22 protein-coding genes and 1 pseudogene are annotated in these 19,139 nt (G+C 64.9%); 12 read left to right on the forward strand and 11 right to left on the reverse strand.

The window, feature by feature from the left end:
- Window positions 1-20 precede the first annotated feature (20 nt).
- From ACTGJ9_RS20055 to ACTGJ9_RS20070, 4 genes are read right to left on the reverse strand one after another with little or no spacing between them, the layout of a single operon-like run.
- Window positions 21-764, reverse strand: a complete 744-nt coding sequence (locus ACTGJ9_RS20055; protein WP_456672534.1) for an ABC transporter ATP-binding protein — start codon at window positions 762-764, stop codon at window positions 21-23.
- Window positions 761-1,594, reverse strand: coding sequence for an ABC transporter ATP-binding protein (locus ACTGJ9_RS20060; RefSeq protein WP_456672535.1), 834 nt, complete (start codon window positions 1,592-1,594; stop codon window positions 761-763). The genes ACTGJ9_RS20055 and ACTGJ9_RS20060 overlap by 4 nt, the downstream gene beginning before the upstream one ends.
- Window positions 1,591-2,916 (reverse strand): high-affinity branched-chain amino acid ABC transporter permease LivM, encoded by a 1,326-nt coding sequence (gene livM, locus ACTGJ9_RS20065; RefSeq protein WP_456672536.1) that lies wholly within the window; start codon window positions 2,914-2,916, stop codon window positions 1,591-1,593. The genes ACTGJ9_RS20060 and livM overlap by 4 nt, the downstream gene beginning before the upstream one ends.
- Window positions 2,917-2,929: 13 nt before the next feature.
- On the reverse strand, window positions 2,930-3,847 hold the full coding sequence (locus ACTGJ9_RS20070) for an ABC transporter permease subunit (protein ID WP_456672537.1): 918 nt from the start codon (window positions 3,845-3,847) through the stop codon (window positions 2,930-2,932).
- A 290-nt stretch (window positions 3,848-4,137) separates the two neighbouring features.
- Here ACTGJ9_RS20070 and ACTGJ9_RS20075 point away from each other — a divergent pair, with 290 nt between their 5' ends.
- Both ACTGJ9_RS20075 and ACTGJ9_RS20080 read left to right on the forward strand, forming a co-directional pair.
- Complete coding sequence (locus tag ACTGJ9_RS20075) at window positions 4,138-4,329, forward strand: hypothetical protein (protein ID WP_456672538.1); 192 nt, start codon at window positions 4,138-4,140, stop codon at window positions 4,327-4,329.
- 180 nt (window positions 4,330-4,509) lie between these two features.
- Window positions 4,510-5,040 carry a hypothetical protein gene (locus ACTGJ9_RS20080; RefSeq protein ID WP_456672539.1) on the forward strand — a complete coding sequence of 177 codons (531 nt, stop codon included), beginning with the start codon at window positions 4,510-4,512 and terminating at the stop codon, window positions 5,038-5,040.
- Here the strand turns inward: ACTGJ9_RS20080 and ACTGJ9_RS20085 are convergent.
- The 3 genes from ACTGJ9_RS20085 to ACTGJ9_RS20095 form a co-directional block, all read right to left on the reverse strand.
- Complete coding sequence (locus ACTGJ9_RS20085) at window positions 5,002-5,394, reverse strand: carboxymuconolactone decarboxylase family protein (protein WP_456672540.1); 393 nt, start codon at window positions 5,392-5,394, stop codon at window positions 5,002-5,004. The genes ACTGJ9_RS20080 and ACTGJ9_RS20085 overlap by 39 nt on opposite strands.
- A 106-nt stretch (window positions 5,395-5,500) precedes the next feature.
- On the reverse strand, window positions 5,501-6,283 hold the full coding sequence (pcaD, locus tag ACTGJ9_RS20090) for a 3-oxoadipate enol-lactonase (RefSeq protein WP_456672541.1): 783 nt from the start codon (window positions 6,281-6,283) through the stop codon (window positions 5,501-5,503).
- A 35-nt stretch (window positions 6,284-6,318) separates the two neighbouring features.
- Window positions 6,319-7,674: a 3-carboxy-cis,cis-muconate cycloisomerase gene (locus ACTGJ9_RS20095; RefSeq protein WP_456672542.1), complete on the reverse strand. Its 1,356-nt coding sequence runs from the start codon at window positions 7,672-7,674 to the stop codon at window positions 6,319-6,321.
- 176 nt (window positions 7,675-7,850) lie between these two features.
- Here ACTGJ9_RS20095 and ACTGJ9_RS20100 point away from each other — a divergent pair, with 176 nt between their 5' ends.
- The 9 genes and pseudogenes from ACTGJ9_RS20100 (at window position 7,851) to ACTGJ9_RS20140 (ending at window position 15,296) form a co-directional block, all read left to right on the forward strand.
- On the forward strand, window positions 7,851-8,297 hold the full coding sequence (locus ACTGJ9_RS20100) for an SRPBCC family protein (protein WP_456672543.1): 447 nt from the start codon (window positions 7,851-7,853) through the stop codon (window positions 8,295-8,297).
- A 135-nt stretch (window positions 8,298-8,432) separates the two neighbouring features.
- On the forward strand, window positions 8,433-8,918 hold the full coding sequence (locus ACTGJ9_RS20105; protein ID WP_456672544.1) for a (2Fe-2S)-binding protein: 486 nt from the start codon (window positions 8,433-8,435) through the stop codon (window positions 8,916-8,918).
- 30 nt (window positions 8,919-8,948) lie between these two features.
- A pseudogene (locus ACTGJ9_RS20110) lies at window positions 8,949-9,756 on the forward strand (FAD binding domain-containing protein).
- Window positions 9,757-9,819: 63 nt separating this feature from the next.
- Complete coding sequence (locus ACTGJ9_RS20115; RefSeq protein ID WP_456672545.1) at window positions 9,820-10,725, forward strand: AAA family ATPase; 906 nt, start codon at window positions 9,820-9,822, stop codon at window positions 10,723-10,725.
- A gap of 123 nt (window positions 10,726-10,848) precedes the next feature.
- Window positions 10,849-12,051, forward strand: coding sequence for a vWA domain-containing protein (locus tag ACTGJ9_RS20120; RefSeq protein ID WP_456672546.1), 1,203 nt, complete (start codon window positions 10,849-10,851; stop codon window positions 12,049-12,051).
- 11 nt (window positions 12,052-12,062) lie between these two features.
- Window positions 12,063-12,386, forward strand: coding sequence for an XdhC family protein (locus ACTGJ9_RS20125; protein ID WP_148751517.1), 324 nt, complete (start codon window positions 12,063-12,065; stop codon window positions 12,384-12,386).
- A gap of 2 nt (window positions 12,387-12,388) precedes the next feature.
- Window positions 12,389-13,090, forward strand: a complete 702-nt coding sequence (locus ACTGJ9_RS20130) for an XdhC family protein (RefSeq protein ID WP_456672547.1) — start codon at window positions 12,389-12,391, stop codon at window positions 13,088-13,090.
- On the forward strand, window positions 13,087-14,691 hold the full coding sequence (locus tag ACTGJ9_RS20135) for an NTP transferase domain-containing protein (protein WP_456672548.1): 1,605 nt from the start codon (window positions 13,087-13,089) through the stop codon (window positions 14,689-14,691). The genes ACTGJ9_RS20130 and ACTGJ9_RS20135 overlap by 4 nt, the downstream gene beginning before the upstream one ends.
- 263 nt (window positions 14,692-14,954) lie before the next feature.
- Window positions 14,955-15,296: a DUF4189 domain-containing protein gene (locus ACTGJ9_RS20140; protein WP_456678578.1), complete on the forward strand. Its 342-nt coding sequence runs from the start codon at window positions 14,955-14,957 to the stop codon at window positions 15,294-15,296.
- Window positions 15,297-15,342: 46 nt separating this feature from the next.
- Here ACTGJ9_RS20140 and ACTGJ9_RS20145 read toward each other — a convergent pair whose 3' ends face one another.
- Entirely contained in the window at window positions 15,343-16,878 is a 1,536-nt protein-coding gene (locus ACTGJ9_RS20145) for a CYTH and CHAD domain-containing protein (protein WP_456672549.1), read from the reverse strand.
- Between the two features lie 483 nt (window positions 16,879-17,361).
- Here ACTGJ9_RS20145 and ACTGJ9_RS20150 point away from each other — a divergent pair, with 483 nt between their 5' ends.
- Window positions 17,362-17,772, forward strand: a complete 411-nt coding sequence (locus tag ACTGJ9_RS20150; RefSeq protein WP_456672550.1) for a DUF2000 family protein — start codon at window positions 17,362-17,364, stop codon at window positions 17,770-17,772.
- 100 nt (window positions 17,773-17,872) lie between these two features.
- Here ACTGJ9_RS20150 and ACTGJ9_RS20155 read toward each other — a convergent pair whose 3' ends face one another.
- From ACTGJ9_RS20155 to ACTGJ9_RS20165, 3 genes are read right to left on the reverse strand one after another with little or no spacing between them, the layout of a single operon-like run.
- Entirely contained in the window at window positions 17,873-18,286 is a 414-nt protein-coding gene (locus ACTGJ9_RS20155) for a GFA family protein (protein WP_456672551.1), read from the reverse strand.
- Window positions 18,287-18,291: 5 nt separating this feature from the next.
- Entirely contained in the window at window positions 18,292-18,774 is a 483-nt protein-coding gene (locus ACTGJ9_RS20160) for an SRPBCC family protein (protein WP_456672552.1), read from the reverse strand.
- Window positions 18,771-19,106, reverse strand: a complete 336-nt coding sequence (locus ACTGJ9_RS20165; protein WP_456672553.1) for an ArsR/SmtB family transcription factor — start codon at window positions 19,104-19,106, stop codon at window positions 18,771-18,773. The genes ACTGJ9_RS20160 and ACTGJ9_RS20165 overlap by 4 nt, the downstream gene beginning before the upstream one ends.
- Window positions 19,107-19,139 lie beyond the last annotated feature (33 nt).

Here is a 19,139-nt window from a genome sequence, read left to right on the forward strand (position 1 = left end):
CGACCAGGATCCGGGCGGCCTCAGCCGTGCCGGCCGCCTTCCAGATAGGCGGCGCGAATCTCGGGGCGCTGCAGCAACTCGGCGCCGGTTCCGGCAAGCGTGATCAGGCCATTGACCATGACGTAGCCGCGATGGGCGAGCTTGAGCGCATGGTTGGCGTTCTGCTCGACGATCAGCACGGTCAGGCCGTCCTGCCGGTTCAGGGTCCGGATCGCGTCGAAAATCTGGCGGGCGATCAGCGGTGCGAGCCCGAGCGAGGGTTCGTCGAGCATGAGCAGGCGCGGGCGGCTCATCAGGGCGCGACCGATCGCAAGCATCTGCTGCTCGCCGCCGGACAACGTGCCGCCGCGCTGGACGTAGCGCTCCTTCAGCCGTGGAAACAGCGTGAACACGCGCTCCAGCGTCGCCTCGCGCTCCGCATCGGTGCATTCGGTGGCGTCCGCGCCCATCTGAAGGTTTTCCGCCACGCTCATGCGCGGAAAGATGCGGCGGCCTTCCGGCGACTGCGCGATGCGCAGATGCGCGATCTCGTGGGTGGGTACGTCGGTGATGTCGCGTCCTTCGTAAAGGATCTGGCCGGCGCGGGCGCGCGGCTTGCCGAAGATCGTCATCATCAGCGTCGATTTGCCGGCGCCGTTGGCGCCGATCAGCGCCACGATCTCGCCGGCATTGATCTCGACGTCGACGCCCTTCAGGGCCTCGATCTTGCCGTAGGCGGCGCGCAAGCTGCGAATCGCGAGCAGGGGAATGGACGCCGACGTCACGACCCGCTCTCCATCACGGCCGCAGCCTCTTCCTCGTCGGTGCCGAGATAGGCGGCGATCACCTTGGGATCGTCGCGGACCTCTTGCGGCGTGCCCTGCGCGATCTTCACGCCATGGTCCATCACCACGATGTGGTCTGAGATCTCCATGACCACCGACATGTCGTGCTCGATCAGCAGGATCGAGGTGCCGAGCTCGTTGCGGATCGACAGCAAGAGCTCGCTGAGCGCGGCGCTCTCGCGCGCATTGAGGCCGGCGGCCGGCTCGTCCAGGCAGAGAAGCGCGGGCTCGGTGCACATCGCGCGTGCGATCTCGAGCCGGCGCTGGTCGCCATAAGCGAGATTGCCGGCGGCGTCATCGGCGCGGTCGAACAGGTTGATCCGCTTGAGCCAGTCGGTGGCGAGCGCGATCGCCTGCTTCTCGGCGTCGCGATAGGCGGGGACACCGATCAGACCGAGAAACGTAAAGCCGGAGGCGCGCATCAAGGCATTGTGCTGCGCCACCATCAGGTTCTCGAGCGCCGTCATGCCGGGAAACAGCCGGATGTTCTGGAACGTGCGGGCGACCTTGGCCTGCTTCGCAATGCGGAAATCGTTGAGCCGTTCCAGCGCGATTTGTCGGCCGTCGTCGTGGGTGAGGCGAATCGCGCCGCTGCTCGGCTTGTAAAAGCCGGTAATGCAGTTGAAGACGGTGGTCTTGCCGGCGCCGTTCGGTCCGATCAGTGCGGTGATCTTCTTCCGCTCGGCCGCAAACGACAAATCCTGTACGGCAACGATGCCGCCGAAGCGCATGGTGAGCCGCTCGACGCCGAGGATTGGCTCGCCGCTCATCCGTGCCCCTCCTTGACGAGATCGGAGGAAATCGCCTTCGCCTTGGTGAGATACACGGTCGGCGCGCGATGGCCGATCAGGCCGCGCGGCCGCCAGATCATGATCAGCACCATGGCCATGCCGAACACCAGCATGCGGTAGGTTTCAAGGCTGCGGAACAGCTCGAAGCCGCCGATCATGGCAAGCGCTGCGAGCGCGACGCCGAGCTGTGAGCCCATGCCGCCGAGCACGACGATGGCGAGCACCAGTGCCGATTCCTGGAAGGTGAAGGATTCCGGGCTGATGAAGCCCTGACGGGTTGCGAAGAACGCGCCGGCAAAGCCGCCGAACATGGCGCCTGTTGCGAACGCCGTGAGCTTGGTGGTCGTGGTATTGATGCCGAGCGCACGGCACGCGACCTCGTCCTCGCGCAACGCCTCCCAGGCGCGGCCGATTGGCAGGCGGCGCAGGCGGATCGTGACCCAGTTGGTCAGCAGCGCCAGCGCCAGGATCAAATAGAACAGGAAGACGATGCGATGGGTCGGCGAATATTCGATGCCGAGCTTTGCAGCCAGGCCGTCGTCGCTGTTGTCGAGCGGAATGCCGAAGAAGGAGGGGCGGGGAATGCCGGAGACGCCGTTCGGACCCCCGGTCAGATCCTGCCAATTGATGATGACGAGGCGGATGATCTCGCCGAAGGCGAGCGTCACGATCGCCAGATAGTCGCCGCGCAGGCGCAGCACCGGAAAGCCGAGCAGCACGCCCCAGAACGCGGCAAGGATGCCGGCGAGCGGCAGGCAGACCCAGAACGACCAGCCGAAATTGGTGGCGAGCAGGGCGTAGGAATAGGCGCCGACCGCGTAGAAGGCGACGTAGCCGAGATCGAGCAGGCCCGCGAGCCCGACCACGACGTTGAGGCCCCAGCCCAGCATCACGTAGGTGAGCACGAGGATCGCGAGATCGAGGATGTAGCGCTGGTTATAGAAGATCACGGGCACCAGCAACGTGAAGATCAGCAGAGCCGGCGCGAGGTAGCGGCCGACGAACGAAATCCCGCTCTGCACGCCAGGCGGCACCAGCTTCTCGGCGCCGGTCGGGCCGATCCATTGCCTGAGCAGCTCGATCGCGATCGAGCCGCCGAACACCGCGGCGACGATCGAAGCGAGGTCGCCGAAGCGCGTCCAGTAAGTCAGCTGGCCGTCGGAGCCCGCCTCGGTGCGGATGCCGATCATCAGCGAGAACAGCACCAGCGCGATCAGCGCGTTGATGAAGGCGGTTTTCAGAAGGAAGGGGATGCCGGCGGTGCGACTTGCGTTGGTGGTCTCGTGCGGGGTGGCTGTCACGCGGGGCGGTCCGTCAGACTTTTTCGACTTCGGGACGGCCGAGCAGGCCTGTCGGCATGAAAATCAGCACGACGATCAGGATCGAGAACGCGGCGACGTCCTTGTACTCGACCGAGAAATAGGCCGACCAGAACGTCTCGATCAGGCCGATCGCAAGACCGCCGAGCATCGCGCCGGGCAGTGAGCCGATGCCCCCGAGCACAGCGGCGGTGAAGGCCTTGATGCCGGCGACGAAGCCCATGAAGAAGTCGACCAGGCCGTAATAGAGCAGGTACATCAGGCCGGCGACCGCGGCGAGCGCAGCGCCGATCACGAAGGTCATGGAGATGGTGCGGTCGACGTCGACGCCGAGCAACGCGGCCATGGTCTGGTCCTGCTCGCAGGCGCGCATGTCGCGCCCAAGCCGGGTGCGCGAGACCAGCCAAGTGAAGATTCCAAGCAGCACGATGGTGGTGACGACCACCATGATCTGGATGTTGGAGAGCTGAATCACGAAGCCGTCTGCGCTCTCATGCAGCGTGTAGCCGCCGGTGACGAAGGGCGGGATCGGCTTGACGCGCGCTCCCTGCGCCACCTGCGAGTAGTTCGTCAGCACGAAGGACATGCCGATCGCCGACAACATCGGCGCGAGGCGGAAGGAATGGCGCAGCGGCCGGTAGGCGATGCGCTCGATGGTCCAGCCATAGAGCGCTGTAATCGCCATCGAGACCAGCAGCACGACCAGCAGGATCACCGGGATCGCGGTCAGGCCGAGCGAGATCAGAATCAGGAAGGTGATCAGTGCAATGAAGCCGCCGATCATGAAGATGTCGCCATGGGCGAAATTGATCATGCCGACGATGCCGTAGACCATCGTGTAGCCAATCGCGATCAGGCCGTAGATGGAACCGAGCACGAGGCCGTTGATGAGCTGCTGGGCGAAATAATCCATAGGCTGCCGTTACCCAAACCTGACGCGACTCAAAGGGAGGTCTTCGAGAGAGTGTTTAAGTTTCTTCTCGGGCCCCGGCAGCCCTTGAGCTTTCTTCCCGTTTTGTAACAGCAGGGAACTGGTGGCTGCAACTGGCCATGCCTCGGCAGAAAGGCTTGTACAGAGATCATTTCGGCTATGGACGTCGTATCCTAGTTCCCGCAGATGCGAGGAACCGGTTCCGCGGGGCAACCAGATAGGCTTCCGCCTGTTATCTCCCCACTGACGTCCCAACAAGGGAGTTTCCCCCAATGACGAAGCAGCAGAACCAGAACCCGGGCCAGCAGAACCAGAGCCCCGGCCAGCAGCGCCCAAGCCAGCAACCGGGGCAGCAGCAGGGCGGCGGGCACAAACCCGGACAGCAGCAGCAGAATGATCCAATGCGCCAGGGCGACAAGCCCAGCCGCCAGCAGCAGGGTGGTCAGCGCGGTCAGGACGATTAGGGATCCCGAGAACCAGGAGTCGTGGAGTGAAGCTGGCCCCGCCGAAAGGCGGGGCCTTTGTCTTTGGACGGGCGATTAAGGTAAACAAAGGGTTTAAATTGCCGCCACAGTCCGATGCGAGTTAGCTCCCCGGCAAAGCCTTCCGTCCGAAGGCGCGGTGCAGGCGAAGCGGGAAGCGGCATGTTCAGGAATTGGCGGATTGGGTCGGTCAACGGCGCGCTGCTGGCGGCTTATTTCATCCCGGCTTGGACCATGGTCGCCTTCAACATCATCGTGGCGCCGGTGCACGGCCTCTATGAGCGGCCGAGCGTTGCGGTGGCGCTGTTCCTCAGCGACCAGCTTCAGATGTCCGGCCTCGGCACGGTGCGCGCCGCCTGGCTGCTGGCGCTCGGGCGTCTGACCGTGGTGGCGTTCTTCGCGATCTATCTCGCGTTGCTCGCCATTCCGCGCACCCGCAAGAGCGGGGCCAGCGACGAGGCGCTCGGCATTGCGCTTGCGATCGGCAGCCTGATCTCGTTTGTGAGCATGGTGATGGCCTCGAAGGTCGGCGAGATGGCCGCGCTTCGGCTGCACGCCACCGAGCTGCTGCTGCTGCTCGGGGCCGCAATCGTGCTGGTGATCGAGCGGCCCGCGGCTGCGCCGAAGACCGTCGAGGTCGCGGACACCGCGCTGCTAGGTCTTGAGCAGGCCGAGCTCCTGCACAATCGCTGAGGCTTCCTTGACGGCGTGGTTCGCCGCCGGAACGCCGCAATAGATCGCCTGCTGCAGCAAAATTTCCTTGATGTCGTCGGGGGTGAAGCCGCCCTCGGCGAGCGCCGCGCGCACGTGCAGGCGGAATTCGTCCCATTGCCCAAGCGCGACCATGGTGCCGATCACCAGAACCCGCCGCGTGCGCTCGTCGAAATGCGGCCGCGTCCAGATCTCGCCCCAAGCGTAGCGGGTGATCATGTCCTGGAAATCGGTGTTGAAGGCGTTGCGGTTGGCAATCGACTTGTCGACCCAGACATTGCCCAGCACTTTTCGGCGCACGTTCATGCCGGCATCGCGGCGCTTCTGATCGTCCATGTTGTTTCCTCCTTCGTCATTGCGAGCGAAGCGAAGCAGTCCAGTCTGCCACCGCGGAGGGATTCCTGGACTGCTTGGCTGCGCTCGCAATGACGGCGTTGCGAGATCAGCGTTGCGTCAAGAAGCCGACCACCGCGTCGGTGAACGCGTGCGGCTGCTCGACATTGGAAATGTGAGCGGCGTCGATGATGGTCATGCTGGCACCGGGAATGCTCGAGCGGATCAGCTCGCCCGCAGAGATCGGGGTTGCCTGGTCGTGGCGGCCGGCGATCACCAGCGTCGGGTTCTTGATGGCAGGCAGCAGCGCGCGCTGGTCGAGGGTCGACAGCGCCTCGCAGCAGGCGAGATAGCCCTCGACCGGGGTCGCGAGCAGCATCGCCTTCATCCTGGCGGTTATGTCAGGTTCGCGCTCGCGGAAATCCTGGGTGAGCCAGCCGGCGATCACGCCGTCGGCGACCGCGGCGATGCCGCCCTTCTTCACGGCGTCGATGCGCTCCAGCCATTTGGTCGGCTCGGCGTAATAGCAGGAGGTATTGGCGAGGATGAGCTTGCCGAAGCGGTCCGGCGCGTTGGCGCCCAGCCATTGCCCGACCATTCCGCCCATCGACAGACCGCACCAATGCACCTTCTCGATGTTGAGATCGTCGAGGATCGCGAGCACGTCACGGCCAAAACGTTCCATCGTATAGGGAGCGGGCGGCACGTTGGACTTGCCGTGGCCGCGGCGGTCGTAGCGGATGACGCGGAACACCTGCGTCAGTGCCTTCATCTGCGGCTCCCACATCTGCAGCGTACAGCCGAGCGAGTTGGAGAGCATCAAGGTCGGCCCGCCGTCGCGGCCCTCGACGGAGACGTTGATCAGGCAACCGTCGGCATCGATCATGGGCATTCGGCGTCTCCGTTTTAATTCCGCTCAGGGCTGCTCTATTCGCGGTCGAGGCTGTCGAGCAGCCGGTCAATCAAGGCCTGCGAGACCCCTTGATAGGCCATCGGCTCAAATAATGCCGTTATCTTCTCGGGCGCCAGATGCGCAGCGACCTGCGAATCGGCGGCGAGAACTTCGCGCAGATGTTTCTTCTCGGCAACCGCGCGCTTGCTGGCGGCCTCGATCAGGTGATGGGCATCGCTCTTGCCGATCTTGTCGGCGAGCGCAAACGTGACGGCTTCCGCCATGATCAGCCCGTGCGTCGCGTCGAGATTGCTGCGCATGCGCGCGGCATCGACATCCAGCCCCTCGGCGATGTCGACGATGGCCGCAAGCGCGCCCGAGGTGACCAGCATCAATTGCGGCAGCGTCGGCCATTCCGCATGCCAAGGCCCGGCGCTGCGCTCGTGGTCCTGCACCTGGGCTGCAAAGATCGTCGCGGCGAGTTGCGGCGCCATCATCGCGCAGCCAAGCGCGCTTGCGGCCGCGACCGGGTTGCGCTTGTGCGGCATGGTCGAGGACCCGCCGCGGCCCTCGCCGGCGGGCTCGAACGCTTCGCCGACATCGGTCTGCATCATGAGCGAGACGTCGCGCGCGATCTTGCCGCAGCTTCCGGCGAGAATCGCGAAGCTTGATGCGGCCTCTGCGATGCGGTCGCGATGGGGGTGCCAGGGGGCTTCCGGCAGCGGCAGCTTCAGCTCCTGCGCGAGCCGTTCGGCCACCGCGAGGCCGTTGTCGCCGAGGGCCGCGAGCGTGCCGGCGGCGCCGCCGAATTGTAGCGCAAGGCCCTCGCGGCGGAGCCGCCGCAAGCGGCAGCGGGCGCGGGCGAGACTGGATGCGTATTCGGCGGCCTTCAGCCCGAACGGCATCGGCAGCGCGTGCTGAAGCCAGGTCCGTGCCACCATCGCGGTGTTGCGATGGGCGCGGGCAAGTGTCGCAAAGCCCTTGATGGCACGGCTGAGGTCGGCGTCCAGTGCATCGATTGCAGCGCGCAAGCCGAGCATGGTTGCGGTGTCGATGACGTCCTGGCTGGTCGCACCCCAATGCACGTAGCGCGCGGCCTCTGCGTCGGCCTTGCCGACATTGGCGGTCAGCGCCTTGACCAGGGGGATCGCGAGATTGCCCGACCGGGTCGCGGCCTCGGCCAGCGCCGCCATGTCGAAGGTATCAGCCTTGCAGCCGGCTTCGATCGGGCCCGCCGCCGATGCGGGAATCACACCCGCGGCGGCTTCGGCCCGGGCCAGGGCCGCCTCGAAATCGAGCATGTTTTGCAGGATGGATCGGTCGTCGCAGACGGTGCGCATGGCTGCGCTCGACAACATCGGCGCAAGCAGGGGGGAGAGGGCTGTGCTCATGTTGCGCCGGACCTAATCACCATGCTTCGGCTCTGCCAATCCCTGACCGACCGCACAACGCATTTTGCAGGTGCGAATATGCATTGCACGTGACCGGGGGCTGCCCTTTCCTTTGCGGCGTCCGTGCGTTACTTGAGCAATATTATTCAGATGTGATCCAGCTCGGGAGGCGCCCCATGGCCATGACAATGAACGGCGAAGTCCAGCTTGCGGCGCCGCGCGAGGCCGTGTGGGAGAAGCTCAATGATCCCGCGGTGCTCAAGGCCTGCATCCCCGGCTGCGAGGAGCTGGAGAGGACCGAGGACGGCGGCTTCCGTGCAACGGCAAAAATGAAGGTCGGCCCGGTGTCGGCGCGCTTCAAGGGCAAGGTGACGCTGAGCGATCTCGACCCGCCGAACGGCTACAAGATATCGGGCGAAGGCGAGGGCGGGGTGGCCGGCTTCGCCAAGGGTGGCGCGGCGGTCAAGCTCGCCGAGAAGGACGGCGGCACGCTGCTGTCTTACGAGGTTGAGGCGCAGATCGGCGGCAAGTTGGCGCAGCTCGGACAGCGCCTGATCAACGGCACCGCCAAGAAGCTGGCCGACGAGTTTTTTGCGAACTTCGCCAAGGCGGTACAGGGCTGAAGGCTATCGTCTTTCGGCATGGCGCCTTGCGTCCGGGGCGATGTTGCCCCAGGGCATAATGGCCCATATGATGGGTCGGAATAATTATAAGAACCGCTTCGACGGGACCCGTCGGGGCGCTGATAGAGAGTGCTTATGGCAAAAATCTCCCTCATCGTGAATGGCAATCCTGTTACCGGCAATGTCGACCCGCGTACGCTTCTGGTGCAGTTCCTGCGCGAGAATCTGCGGCTGACGGGCACCCATGTCGGCTGCGACACCTCGCAGTGCGGCGCCTGCGTCGTGCATCTCGACGGCAAGGCCGTGAAGTCCTGCACCACGCTGGCCGTGATGGCCGACGGTCACGAGGTCAAGACCATCGAGGGGCTGGCGGCCGATGGCGCGCCACTGCATCCGATGCAGGAAGCCTTCCGCGAGCACCATGGCCTGCAGTGCGGCTTCTGCACGCCCGGCATGATCATGACCGCGATCGACATCGTGCACCGCAAGGGTCACGAGATCGACGACCACACCATCCGCGAGGAGCTGGAAGGCAATCTCTGCCGCTGCACCGGCTACCAGAACATCGTCGCCTCGATCGCCGCCGGCGCGAAGGCGATGGCGAAATCCGATCTCGCGTAACCGCGCGCCCTCCGCGATCAGGACACTCTCATGTACGAATTCAAATACCATCGCCCCGGGACCGTGCGGCAGGCCGCCAACCTCCTGGTGAAGAACGAAGACGCCAAGGTGATCGCCGGCGGCCACACGCTGATTCCGGTCATGAAGCAGCGGCTCGCCAGCCCCGCCGCATCTGGTCGACCTCTCCCACATCGAGGGGCTGAACACGATCGAGATGAAGGGCCGTTCGCTGGTGATCGGCGCCACCGCCAGGCATGCCGAGGTCGCGACCTCGGCCATCGTCGGCGAGGCGATCCCGGCATTGGCCGATCTCGCCAGCCAGATCGGCGATCCCGCCGTGCGCCACAAGGGTACGATCGGCGGCTCGCTCGCCAACAACGATCCGACCGCGGATTACCCGGCCGCCGTACTCGCGCTCGGTGCAACAATCGTCACCAACAAGCGCCGCCTCAAGGCGGAAGAGTTTTTCCAGGGCCTGTTCACGACGGCACTGGAGGCCGACGAGATCATCACGAAAGTGATGTTCCCGCTGCCGAAGAAGGCGGCCTACGTCAAGTTCCGCAACCAGGCCTCGCGCTATGCGCTGGTCGGCGTGTTCGTGGCACGGCGGCCCTCGGACGTGCGAGTCGCCGTGACCGGCGCTGGCTCGGACGGCGTGTTCCGCGTCGAGGCTTTTGAGGAAGCGCTGAAAAAGCGGTTCTCGTCGAAGGTGCTTGAAGGCATCGAGGTGCCGGCGGAAGGGCTGAACAGCGACATCCACGGCAGCGCCGAATACCGCGCCCATCTCATCGGCGTGTTGACGCGGCGCGCCCTCGACGCCGCCAACGCCAAAGAATGAGTGGGCCTCACGATCTGGCCCAATACTTGCCCTTTGTGAGGGCGTAGCGAGACTGGTTCTTTCATGACTTCAGCGACCTTGCCGGCATCGGTCGATGCGATGCTCGAACTTTTGACCTCGCGCGGCTATCTCGCCGAGCGGTCGCTGGCGACGGTGACGTATCTCTCGCTGCGCATGGGGCGGCCGCTGTTTCTCGAAGGCGAGGCCGGCGTCGGCAAGACCGAGATCGCAAAGGTGCTGTCGGCGGCGCTGGGGCGGAAACTGATTCGCCTGCAATGCTACGAAGGCCTCGACGTCTCCTCCGCGGTCTATGAGTGGAACAGCGCCGCGCAGATGATCGCGATCCGGATGGCGGAAGCCGCCGGCGATACCGATCGCGAGCAGCTATCGAGCGACATTTTTGCCGACCGCTACATGATCAAGCGGCCACTGCTGCAGGCGCTGGAGCCCGACGTCGCCGGTCCGCCGGTGCTGCTGATCGACGAACTCGACCGCGCCGACGAGGCGTTCGAGGCCTATCTCCTGGAGATCCTCAGCGACTTCCAGGTGACGATCCCCGAATTCGGCACCGTGAAAGCGCCGCATCCGCCGATCGTCATCATCACCTCCAACCGCACCCGCGAGATTCACGACGCGCTGAAGCGGCGCTGTCTCTATCACTGGGTCGATTATCCTGCCGCCGATCGCGAGCTCGCGATCGTCAAGTCGCGCGTGCCGGGCATCTCGGCAAAGCTGTCGCAGCAGGTCGTGCGCTTCGTGCAGGCGCTGCGCGACCAGGACTTCTACAAGTCGCCCGGTGTCGCCGAGACCATCGACTGGGCCACCGCGCTGTCAGAGCTCGATGCCCGCTCGCTGACCCCGGAAGTGGTCGGTGACACGCTGGGCGCCTTGCTCAAGTACCAGGACGACATCACCCGCATGCAGGGCGACACGCTGCAGAAGGTGCTGAAGGAAGCGACGAGCGATTAGCGCGTCATTCCGGGGCGCGCGTAGCGCGAACCCGGAATCCGTTGTGCAGCAGTGACGGCGGATGAATGGAGTCCGGGTTCGATGCTGCGCATCGCCCCGGAATGACGGCAGGGACAGCAGACCATGGCCATCAACCACCTCGCGCCTGAGCAGACCGAGCAGTTCGCCGACAATATCGTCGGCTTTGCGCGGGCGCTGCGTGCGACCGGCATGCCGGTTGGTCCGGGCGCGGTGATCGATGCCATGAATGCGTTGCAGGTGATCGACATCGGCAGCCGCGCCGACGTCTTCACCACGCTGGAGTCGATCTTCGTCATGCGCCACGAGCATGCGCAGATTTTCAAGCAGGCCTTCAACCTGTTCTTCCGCGCCTCCGAAGAGTGGAAGCACATGCTGGATTCGGTGCCGCTGCCGGATGGCGCCAGGAAGAAGCCGCCGGCCGGCTCGCGCCGCGTCCAGGAGGCGATGTCGCAGCCGCGGATGACGGAGACGCAGCAGCACCAGGAGCAGGATCTGCACCTGTCGGTCTCCGACAAGGAGATCCTTCAGAAGAAGGATTTTGCGCAGATGAGCGCAGCCGAGATCGTCGAGGCGCTCCGTGCCATCGAGATGATGCGGCTGCCGCAGGCAGAGCTGCTGACGCGCCGGCGCCAACCCGATCCACGCGGGCTGCGGCTCGACATGCGCCGCACGCTGCGCGCGTCGTTACGCACCGGCGGCGATATCATCGACATCCATCGGCTCGGGCGGATCGAGAAGCCGGCCCCGATCGTCGCGCTGCTCGATATCTCGGGATCGATGAGCGAGTACACCCGCCTGTTCCTGCATTTCCTCCACGCGATCGGGGACGCGCGAAAACGCGTGTCGGTGTTCCTGTTCGGCACGCGGCTCACCAATGTGACACGCGCGTTACGCCAGCGCGATCCCGACGAGGCGCTGGCAAGCTGCTCGGCGGCGGTCGAGGACTGGGCCGGCGGCACGCGGATTGCGACCTCGCTGCACAACTTCAACAAATTGTGGGCACGGCGGGTGCTGAGCCAGGGCGCCATCGTGCTCTTGATCTCCGACGGGCTGGAGCGGGAGGCCGATTCCAAGCTGGCCTTCGAGATGGACCGGCTGCACCGGTCGTGCCGGCGGCTGATCTGGCTGAACCCGCTGCTGCGGTTCGGCGGCTTCGAGGCCAAGGCCCAGGGCATCAAAATGATGCTCCCGCACGTTGACGAATTTCGTCCCGTGCATAATTTGAGCTCTATCCAGGAGCTGATCACCACGCTGTCCCGGCCGCTGCCGCCGCATCACCGCAGCCTGATCCGCCCCGCAGCCTGAGAGGCAAAGCCATGCTCGATCGCGATGAGGATATTCTGAAGGCGGCGGAGGACTGGCAGAAGGCCGGCCGTGGCGTCGCGCTGGCAACCGTGGTCGAGACCTGGGGGTCGGCCCCGCGTCCGGCGGGCTCGAGCCTCGTCATCAACGACGAGGGCACCTTTCTCGGCTCGGTCTCCGGCGGCTGCGTCGAGGGCGCCGTGGTCACCGAGGCCATGGACGTGATCGAGAGCGGCAAGCCCAGGATGCTCGAGTTCGGCGTCGCCGACGAGACCGCCTGGAATGTCGGTCTGTCCTGCGGCGGCACCATCCGCGTCTTCGTCGAGAAGGTCGGCTAGCCGTGAAGCTCGCAATCCTGCACGAACTCAATGCCGAGCGCGCCGCACGCCGGCCCGTGATTTTGGTGACCGACACCGAGAGCGGCGAGCAGCGCCTGGTGAAGGCTGCGGATTTCGCCAGGGATCCGCTGCGCGCCGAGCTGGACAAGCAGCTTCGCATGGGCAAGAGCGCCAGTATCGAGGCCGGCGGCAAGAAGCTGTTCCTGAATGTCTACGCGCCGACCGCAAAGCTCGTCATCGTCGGCGCGGTCCATATCAGCCAGGCGCTTGCGCCGCTGGCGCGCTCGCTCGGCTACGACGTCACCGTGGTCGATCCGCGCACGGCCTTTGCAAGCCCCGAGCGCTTCCCCGATATTCCGCTGGTCGCGGAGTGGCCGGACACCGCGCTGCCGCCGCTCAATGTGGACGCCTATACGGCTTTCGTCGCGGTGACGCACGATCCAAAGATCGACGACCCCGCACTGCTGCATGCCTTCGAGCGCAAGTGCTTCTATATCGGCGCGCTCGGTTCGCGGAAGACGCATGCCAAGCGCGGCGACCGGCTGCGGGCGCAAGGCGCGAAGGACAGCGACATCGCACGTATCCACGCGCCCATCGGGCTTGCGATCGGCGCAGTTTCGCCCTCCGAGATCGCGGTGGCGATCATGGCCGAGATCACGGCGGTGCTTCGGCTACCGCCCAAAGAAAAAGAAGAGGCGGCATGAAGTTCGGCCCGGCGAGCCCCAGGGATGCGATCGGCGGGGTGACCGTCCATACCCTGCGCCAGGGTCCGCTGGTGCTGAAGAAAGGCACGACGATCGGTCCCGCCGAGGTCGAGGCGCTGGAGCGTGCCGGCATCAAGGACATCGTCGTGGTGCGGATGGAGGCAGGCGACGTCTCCGAAGACGTCGCGGCTGCCAGTATCGCGCTTGCCGTCGGCGGCGAGGGCATCCATGTCGAGCGCGCCTTCACCGGCCGCGCCAATCTGTTTGCCGCGCGCCCGGGTTTGCTGGTGATCGACCGCGCCGCGGTCGACCGCATCAACAATATCGATGAGGCCATCACCTTTGCCACGCTCGCCGCCTACAAGCCGGTGGTCGAAGGCGAGATGGTCGGCACTGTCAAGATCATCCCGTTCGGGGTTGAAGGAGACTTGCGCGATGCCGCCGTGAAAGCCGCCGGCAAGGACGTGCTGAAAATCGCGCCCTACGTCATCAAGCGCGTTGGCGTGGTCTCGACGCTGCTGCCGGGCCTGTCGTCCAAGGTAGTCGACAAGACCCTGCGCGTCACCGCCGAGCGTCTCGCGCCGGCCGGTGCGAGCATCATCGCCGAGCGTCGCGTGCAGCATGACGAGCGCGCGTTATCGGCGGCGATCAAGGAATTACTCGCCCTCGGCGCCGAGCTCGTGATCGTGTTCGGCGCGTCGGCGATCGCCGACCGCCGCGATGTGATCCCGGCCGTGGTCACGGGAATCGGCGGCGAGATCGAGCATTTCGGCATGCCGGTCGATCCCGGCAATCTGCTTCTGATCGCGCGCGCCGGCAGCGTTCCGGTGCTAGGCGCGCCGGGCTGCGCGCGTTCGCCGGTCGAGAACGGCTTTGACTGGGTGCTGATGCGGCTGCTCGCCGGCATCAAGGTAACGCGCTCCGAGCTGATGGGCATGGGTGTCGGCGGCCTCCTGATGGAGATCGTGACGCGGCCGCAGCCGCGCGCAAAACCGGAGATCGAGGGTAACAGCCAGGTCGCTGCCATCGTGCTCGCCGCGGGGCGCTCGACCCGCATGGGCGGACCGAACAAGCTGCTGGCCGAGCTCGACGGCAAGAAGCTGGTGCGGATCGCAACCGAGCAGGCGCTGGCCTCGAAAGCGTCCGAGGTGATCGTCGTCACCGGTCACCAGACCGACCTGGTCGAGCAGGCGCTCGAGGGCCTGAAGGTGCGTTTCGTCAAAAATCCGGATTTCGCCGGCGGCATTGCGAGCTCGGTCAAAGCCGGCATCGGCGCAGTGTCCGAAGCGAGCGACGGCGCCGTGGTCTGCCTTGGCGACATGCCGCTGATCGATGCCGGCCTGATCGATCGCCTGATCGACGGCTTTGCCCCGGACCGCGGCAATCTCATCGTCGTACCCGTCAGCAATGGCCGCCGCGGCAATCCCGTGCTGTGGTCACGGCGCTTCTTTGCGGAGTTGATGACGCTCGACGGCGACATCGGCGCGCGGCATTTGATTGCCAAGCACACCGAAGCAGTGGCCGAGGTGCCCGTCGACGGCGAGGGCGCCTTCCTCGATATCGACACGCCGCAGGCGCTGGAAGCAGCAAGACGCGGATGACAGTGCCGTACGGTGGGTAAAGCGAACCGTGCCCACCAATCGCAGGTCACGTTGCGGAGAGATGGTGGGCACGGCGCTTCGCGCCTTTGCCCACCCTACAGCACTGTTTCCGTGGTGACACATTACAGATCGCCGTTTTCAACCACCCGTTCACCATCTGGAAACGGTCCCGCCCTTAGAGTCCTCTCACCTGCCTTGGGGGAGGGGCTTTTCCATGGTTTCGAACGTCGTCGCGCGCCGCTGCGCGATGTTTTTTCTTTGCGCTGTCGGTTTGTGTCGCCGGTGCCCGTCATATCACCGAAGCCCATGCGGCCGGCGCGTTTGCCGTCGGCAAGTGCGGCGCCTTTGGCCAGGCCTATGATTATGGTGCCGAGCACGAAGCGCGTGCCGCGGCACAAAAGCAGTGCAAGGGCGACTGCACGACCGTGACGATGAAGCGCGCCTGTGCGGCGATGTCGGTCGACATGGCCAACCCCTGCGGCGCCTATGGCTATGCTGTGAAGCCGAAGATCTCGGCGACGCTCAACGCCGCCACGCGCGAATGCTACAAATACGGCGGCAAGGAATGCGTGATCCGCGCCTGGGCCTGCGACGCCAAAGGTTGAACCAGGGGCTGAACAAGGCTGGCGCAGCCATCGATGGCTGGCGCAGCTATCCCACTTGGACCAGTTTTGCCGGTTGCTCCTGCGCATCCACTGACCAGGGCACCTTGGCCCCCGTGAATTCCGACCAGGCCTTGAGCAGGCGCGCTTCGATACCGACCATGGCATGGGCCTGCCAGCCGGCGATCGCCGCCGCCGCCATGCCGATACCGGTCGAACCCGCGTCGACGTCCGCAAGCAGTGACGTCGTCGTCGCCATGTCGTTGTAGACACCGAGCTCCTGCTGGAGGTGGGCGAGCCTCCGCGAGAAGCGCCGCGCGGATTTGCGCTGCCCGCAGAGCGGGAGCAGGAAGTCGGCGATGTAGCGCAACTTCTTCGCGGCGAGACGGACCCGGTGCCGCTCTTCCATCGGCAGCGACTTGAAGCGCCGGCCGCGCTTCAGCACCTTCGCATGCTGCGCCGATAGGATGTTTCGTGCAAAATTGATCGCCGGCTCCGCCAGTTGCGAAAGACCTTCGGGAGCAACCTCGCTACGCCAGCCGCGCGCTTCGATCCAGGCGCCGAGCCCGAGCACGAAATACTGACAGCGCCGGTCGGCGAGGGCGAGGCGGGCCTTGTCGTAACAGGCCGCGCGACGCTGGTCGGCGAGCTCACCCAGCGTGTCGAAACCGGCGACCGACGGACAGCCATGCGCGACGGTCCGCAAAGTCTCCTGCCGAAACACGTCCCAATCGCGTGCACCGGAGAGACTTGCCGCAAGCCACTTCGCCTCGGCGCGCATCACGTCGAGCTTGTTCAGCGACACCACCGATCGCATCAGGTCGAGCGCGGAGCGCAGGCGCCGCAGGGCGACGCGAAGCTGATGCATCCCCTCGGCATCGCGCCCGTCCTCCGCGGCGGGCAAGGATTGCAGCAGATGCAAAAGACAGGACCGCAGGATCTCGGAAAACGCCTCATCGAGCGATGTCGATGGATCGAGACGAAGCTTTGGCGGCTTCGGTGCCCGCGGCGGTGTGTCGGCCGCGAGGTCAAAGCCGCGCGCCGATTTGGTCCGGATCGAAGGTTGCACCGAACCATGCTCGGCGAGCCGCAGCGCCAACTCCCAGATGGCGGACGGGCTACCGCTCTTGAGCTCCAGTTCGATCTCGCTCACGGGCAGCGAGCGATCGCCTGATGTCAGATAGCCCTGATCGAAGGCAACCTCGATGGTACCGGACGGCAGGTCGACGAGGCGCTGATGCCGGTGAATGTCGCTGCTGAAGACGGCCTCGACCGGGTGACGTTCGAGATCGGCGCGCCGCTTGTCTGAAACCAGCGGCATGACCAGTGCGATGTCCGGCGCCATCGACGGGACGGCTGCCTCCCACTCGCCACGGCGCAGCGGATCGTTGCCGAAGTCCGCTTTCACCGTCTGCGTGAGCCGCGCGCCGCTCCGGCGAACCCGGAAGCTGAACCCGTCACGCCGGAGCGCGCGTTTGGGCGTGTCATAATACACGGCCTTGAGATGCTTGCGCGTCCCCTTGTTGCGCGCGTTCGTCGCGATGATCGGCGCATTGTTGAAATCCGCCAGGCGATCGGGAGCCACGATCAGCTTGAGTTCGATCTCGGTGGCGCGCGGCGTGGCGTTGCGGGACGATGGCAGTTCCGACGCAGTCGTGTCTGCACGAGCTTCATGCGCGGAGAGGGCACCCTGCAAAAACCAGGTGTGCGAAGATGCGTTGTCAGGGCGCGCGGAACCTGGCGCCTCACCAATGGCGGAAACAACAAAGCTGCTGGATTTGTTCCCGTCCTCGGGGGCGGATGGCCGCTGGCTTTCGCAAGCCGCTGTACGGGTTCGAGGGCTCGCTTGATTGCGCCAGTTTCGGACATGCACGCTTTGTGACAGTTAAGTGACAGGGCGCAGACATATACCCGAGTTGACCCGCAGGGAGAAGCGCAGGCCGTCGCATCTCCATTGAAAATTCCGAGCGGTGATCGATGGGTCAATTCGGGTTACGTTCGTGACGACCGTCGGCGCGAAGGAATCTTCGTTTGTTTCCCGACGCTTGGTTGTGTGTTCGGAGAATCCATGCAGTTCGATACAAAGATTGCCGTTGTCATTCGCAACGACCTCCAGACCTGGCAGAAGCTCAACGTCGCATCGTTCCTGACGAGCGGAGTCGCGGCTGCCTTTCCGGAGTGCATTGGCGAAGCCTATGAGGACGCCTCGGCGACGAAATATCTTGCGCTGATCGGCCAGCCGATCCTGATCTATGGTGCCGATGGTCCGGCCTTGTCACGCGCACTCGATCGTGCACTCACACGCAGCGTCACGCCCGCGGTCTATACCGAGGACATGTTCAGGACCACGCATGATGCAGCCAATCGTGAGGCCGTGAAGGTGGTTGCGCGTGCCGACCTCAACCTCGTCGGCATCGCGATGCGCGCCGATCGCAAGGTGATCGACAAGATCGTCGACGGGTTGAAGTTTCATAGTTGAGATAGAAGGTGTTGGTCGTTGACCTCTCCCGCTTGCGGGAGAGGTCGCGCCGAAGGCGCGGGCAAGGGAGCGCACCTCCGCCGTAGCAGCATTGATCGCCTCACGTTGGCGGCATCGTCTCGAACTTCGTCAACCGCGCATCGACATGATCCCAGGCATACGCGCGCGCAGCGTAAGTGACCGCTTGCGGCTTGTAGCGGGCGGGCTCGTCGAGGCTCGCGGCGCGAATGGTGAAAATGTCGGGCATCGCTGCGAAGGTCATGTAAACGGCCAGGCCGCATGTGGGACAGAACGCGCGCGTCTTCACATTGCCGCTGTCGCCGACCATGTCCCATCTCCTGGCCTCGCCTGTCACGGTGACACCGCCGCGCGCGAAGGTGGCGTACGAGCCGTGGCCGCTGCCGCTTTCACGCTGGCAGTCCCGGCACTGGCAATGGTTCGCGAACAGGGGCTCGCCGGCGATCGAATAGCGGATCGCGCCGCAGGCACAGCCGCCGGTATAGGGTTTCTCCATCGTGATCACTCCTTGCTTGTCTGTTGCTTGCCTTCGCCGCTGATCTCTTCGAGCTGCCGGACGACCTTCTTCCAGCCGCCGCTCATGATCGTGTAGGCACTCTCGTTGCTGGGCAGCACGAAGCCCGCATGCACCAATTGAATCCGCGTGCCCGCTTCGACCCGGGTGAGGGACCATGTCACGACGGTGTCGAGCGGGGCGCCGTAGCCGGTATTGCGCTCGTCACCGCCCTTCCAGGCGTAGACGAGGCGTCGGTTTGGGATGACCTCCAGAACGCGGCAATAGATGACGCCGTCCCAGTTGCCGCCCGGCTTGGTCTGGTACGTGAAGTCATTGCCGACGACGGCCTCGAAGCCGGTCGGTGGCATCAGCCAGCGCGCGATCAACTGAGCGCTGGTCAGCGCTTTCCAAATCGTCTCGGGTGCGTGAGGGAATACGTCGTCCAGCACGATGTCTTTGGTCTCGGCTTTCAACGCGGCTGCATTCACGGGTCGATCTCCTTCAAGAGGTCACGCAGGTTCTCGAAGCGCTCGCGCCAGAAGACGCCGTAATGATCCATCCAGGTCACCAGCGGCTCGAGGCCTTGCGGAGCGGCGCGGTAATAGACGTTGCGGCCCTCGGCACGCTCGGCGACGAGGCTCGCCTGTTTCAACGATTTCAGGTGCTGCGAGATAGCGCCCTGCGTCACGCCGCTGCCGCGCGTGAGTTCGGCGACGCTGATTTCCTTGCTGTCGAACACGCGCTCGAACACCGCGCGCCGGGTCGGATCGGCGAGGGCGCGCATCACGGCGGTGACAGGATTTGGGGCGGCTTCGATCATGTCGACAAATTAGCAATCACTAATTAATTAGTC

The sequence above is a fragment of the Bradyrhizobium sp. RDM12 genome, assembly GCF_051917485.1.
In the GTDB taxonomy this organism is placed as follows: Bacteria; Pseudomonadota; Alphaproteobacteria; order Rhizobiales; family Xanthobacteraceae; genus Bradyrhizobium.

Bases quoted from the DNA above. Each gene is read 5' to 3' on its own strand.
- ACTGJ9_RS20095 (WP_456672542.1), bottom strand. From the start codon at position 7,674: ATGAGCACAGCCCTCTCCCCCCTGCTTGCGCCGATGTTGTCGAGCGCA.
- pcaD (WP_456672541.1), bottom strand. From the start codon at position 6,283: ATGCCCATGATCGATGCCGACGGTTGCCTGATCAACGTCTCCGTCGAG.
- ACTGJ9_RS20155 (WP_456672551.1), bottom strand. From the start codon at position 18,286: ATGGAGAAACCCTATACCGGCGGCTGTGCCTGCGGCGCGATCCGCTAT.
- ACTGJ9_RS20150 (WP_456672550.1), top strand. From the start codon at position 17,362: ATGCAGTTCGATACAAAGATTGCCGTTGTCATTCGCAACGACCTCCAG.
- ACTGJ9_RS20085 (WP_456672540.1), bottom strand. From the start codon at position 5,394: ATGGACGATCAGAAGCGCCGCGATGCCGGCATGAACGTGCGCCGAAAA.
- ACTGJ9_RS20080 (WP_456672539.1), top strand. From the start codon at position 4,510: ATGTTCAGGAATTGGCGGATTGGGTCGGTCAACGGCGCGCTGCTGGCG.
- ACTGJ9_RS20115 (WP_456672545.1), top strand. From the start codon at position 9,820: ATGACTTCAGCGACCTTGCCGGCATCGGTCGATGCGATGCTCGAACTT.
- ACTGJ9_RS20070 (WP_456672537.1), bottom strand. From the start codon at position 3,847: ATGGATTATTTCGCCCAGCAGCTCATCAACGGCCTCGTGCTCGGTTCC.
- ACTGJ9_RS20165 (WP_456672553.1), bottom strand. From the start codon at position 19,106: ATGATCGAAGCCGCCCCAAATCCTGTCACCGCCGTGATGCGCGCCCTC.
- ACTGJ9_RS20105 (WP_456672544.1), top strand. From the start codon at position 8,433: ATGGCAAAAATCTCCCTCATCGTGAATGGCAATCCTGTTACCGGCAAT.
- ACTGJ9_RS20075 (WP_456672538.1), top strand. From the start codon at position 4,138: ATGACGAAGCAGCAGAACCAGAACCCGGGCCAGCAGAACCAGAGCCCC.
- ACTGJ9_RS20060 (WP_456672535.1), bottom strand. From the start codon at position 1,594: ATGAGCGGCGAGCCAATCCTCGGCGTCGAGCGGCTCACCATGCGCTTC.
- ACTGJ9_RS20100 (WP_456672543.1), top strand. From the start codon at position 7,851: ATGGCCATGACAATGAACGGCGAAGTCCAGCTTGCGGCGCCGCGCGAG.
- ACTGJ9_RS20125 (WP_148751517.1), top strand. From the start codon at position 12,063: ATGCTCGATCGCGATGAGGATATTCTGAAGGCGGCGGAGGACTGGCAG.
- ACTGJ9_RS20135 (WP_456672548.1), top strand. From the start codon at position 13,087: ATGAAGTTCGGCCCGGCGAGCCCCAGGGATGCGATCGGCGGGGTGACC.
- ACTGJ9_RS20120 (WP_456672546.1), top strand. From the start codon at position 10,849: ATGGCCATCAACCACCTCGCGCCTGAGCAGACCGAGCAGTTCGCCGAC.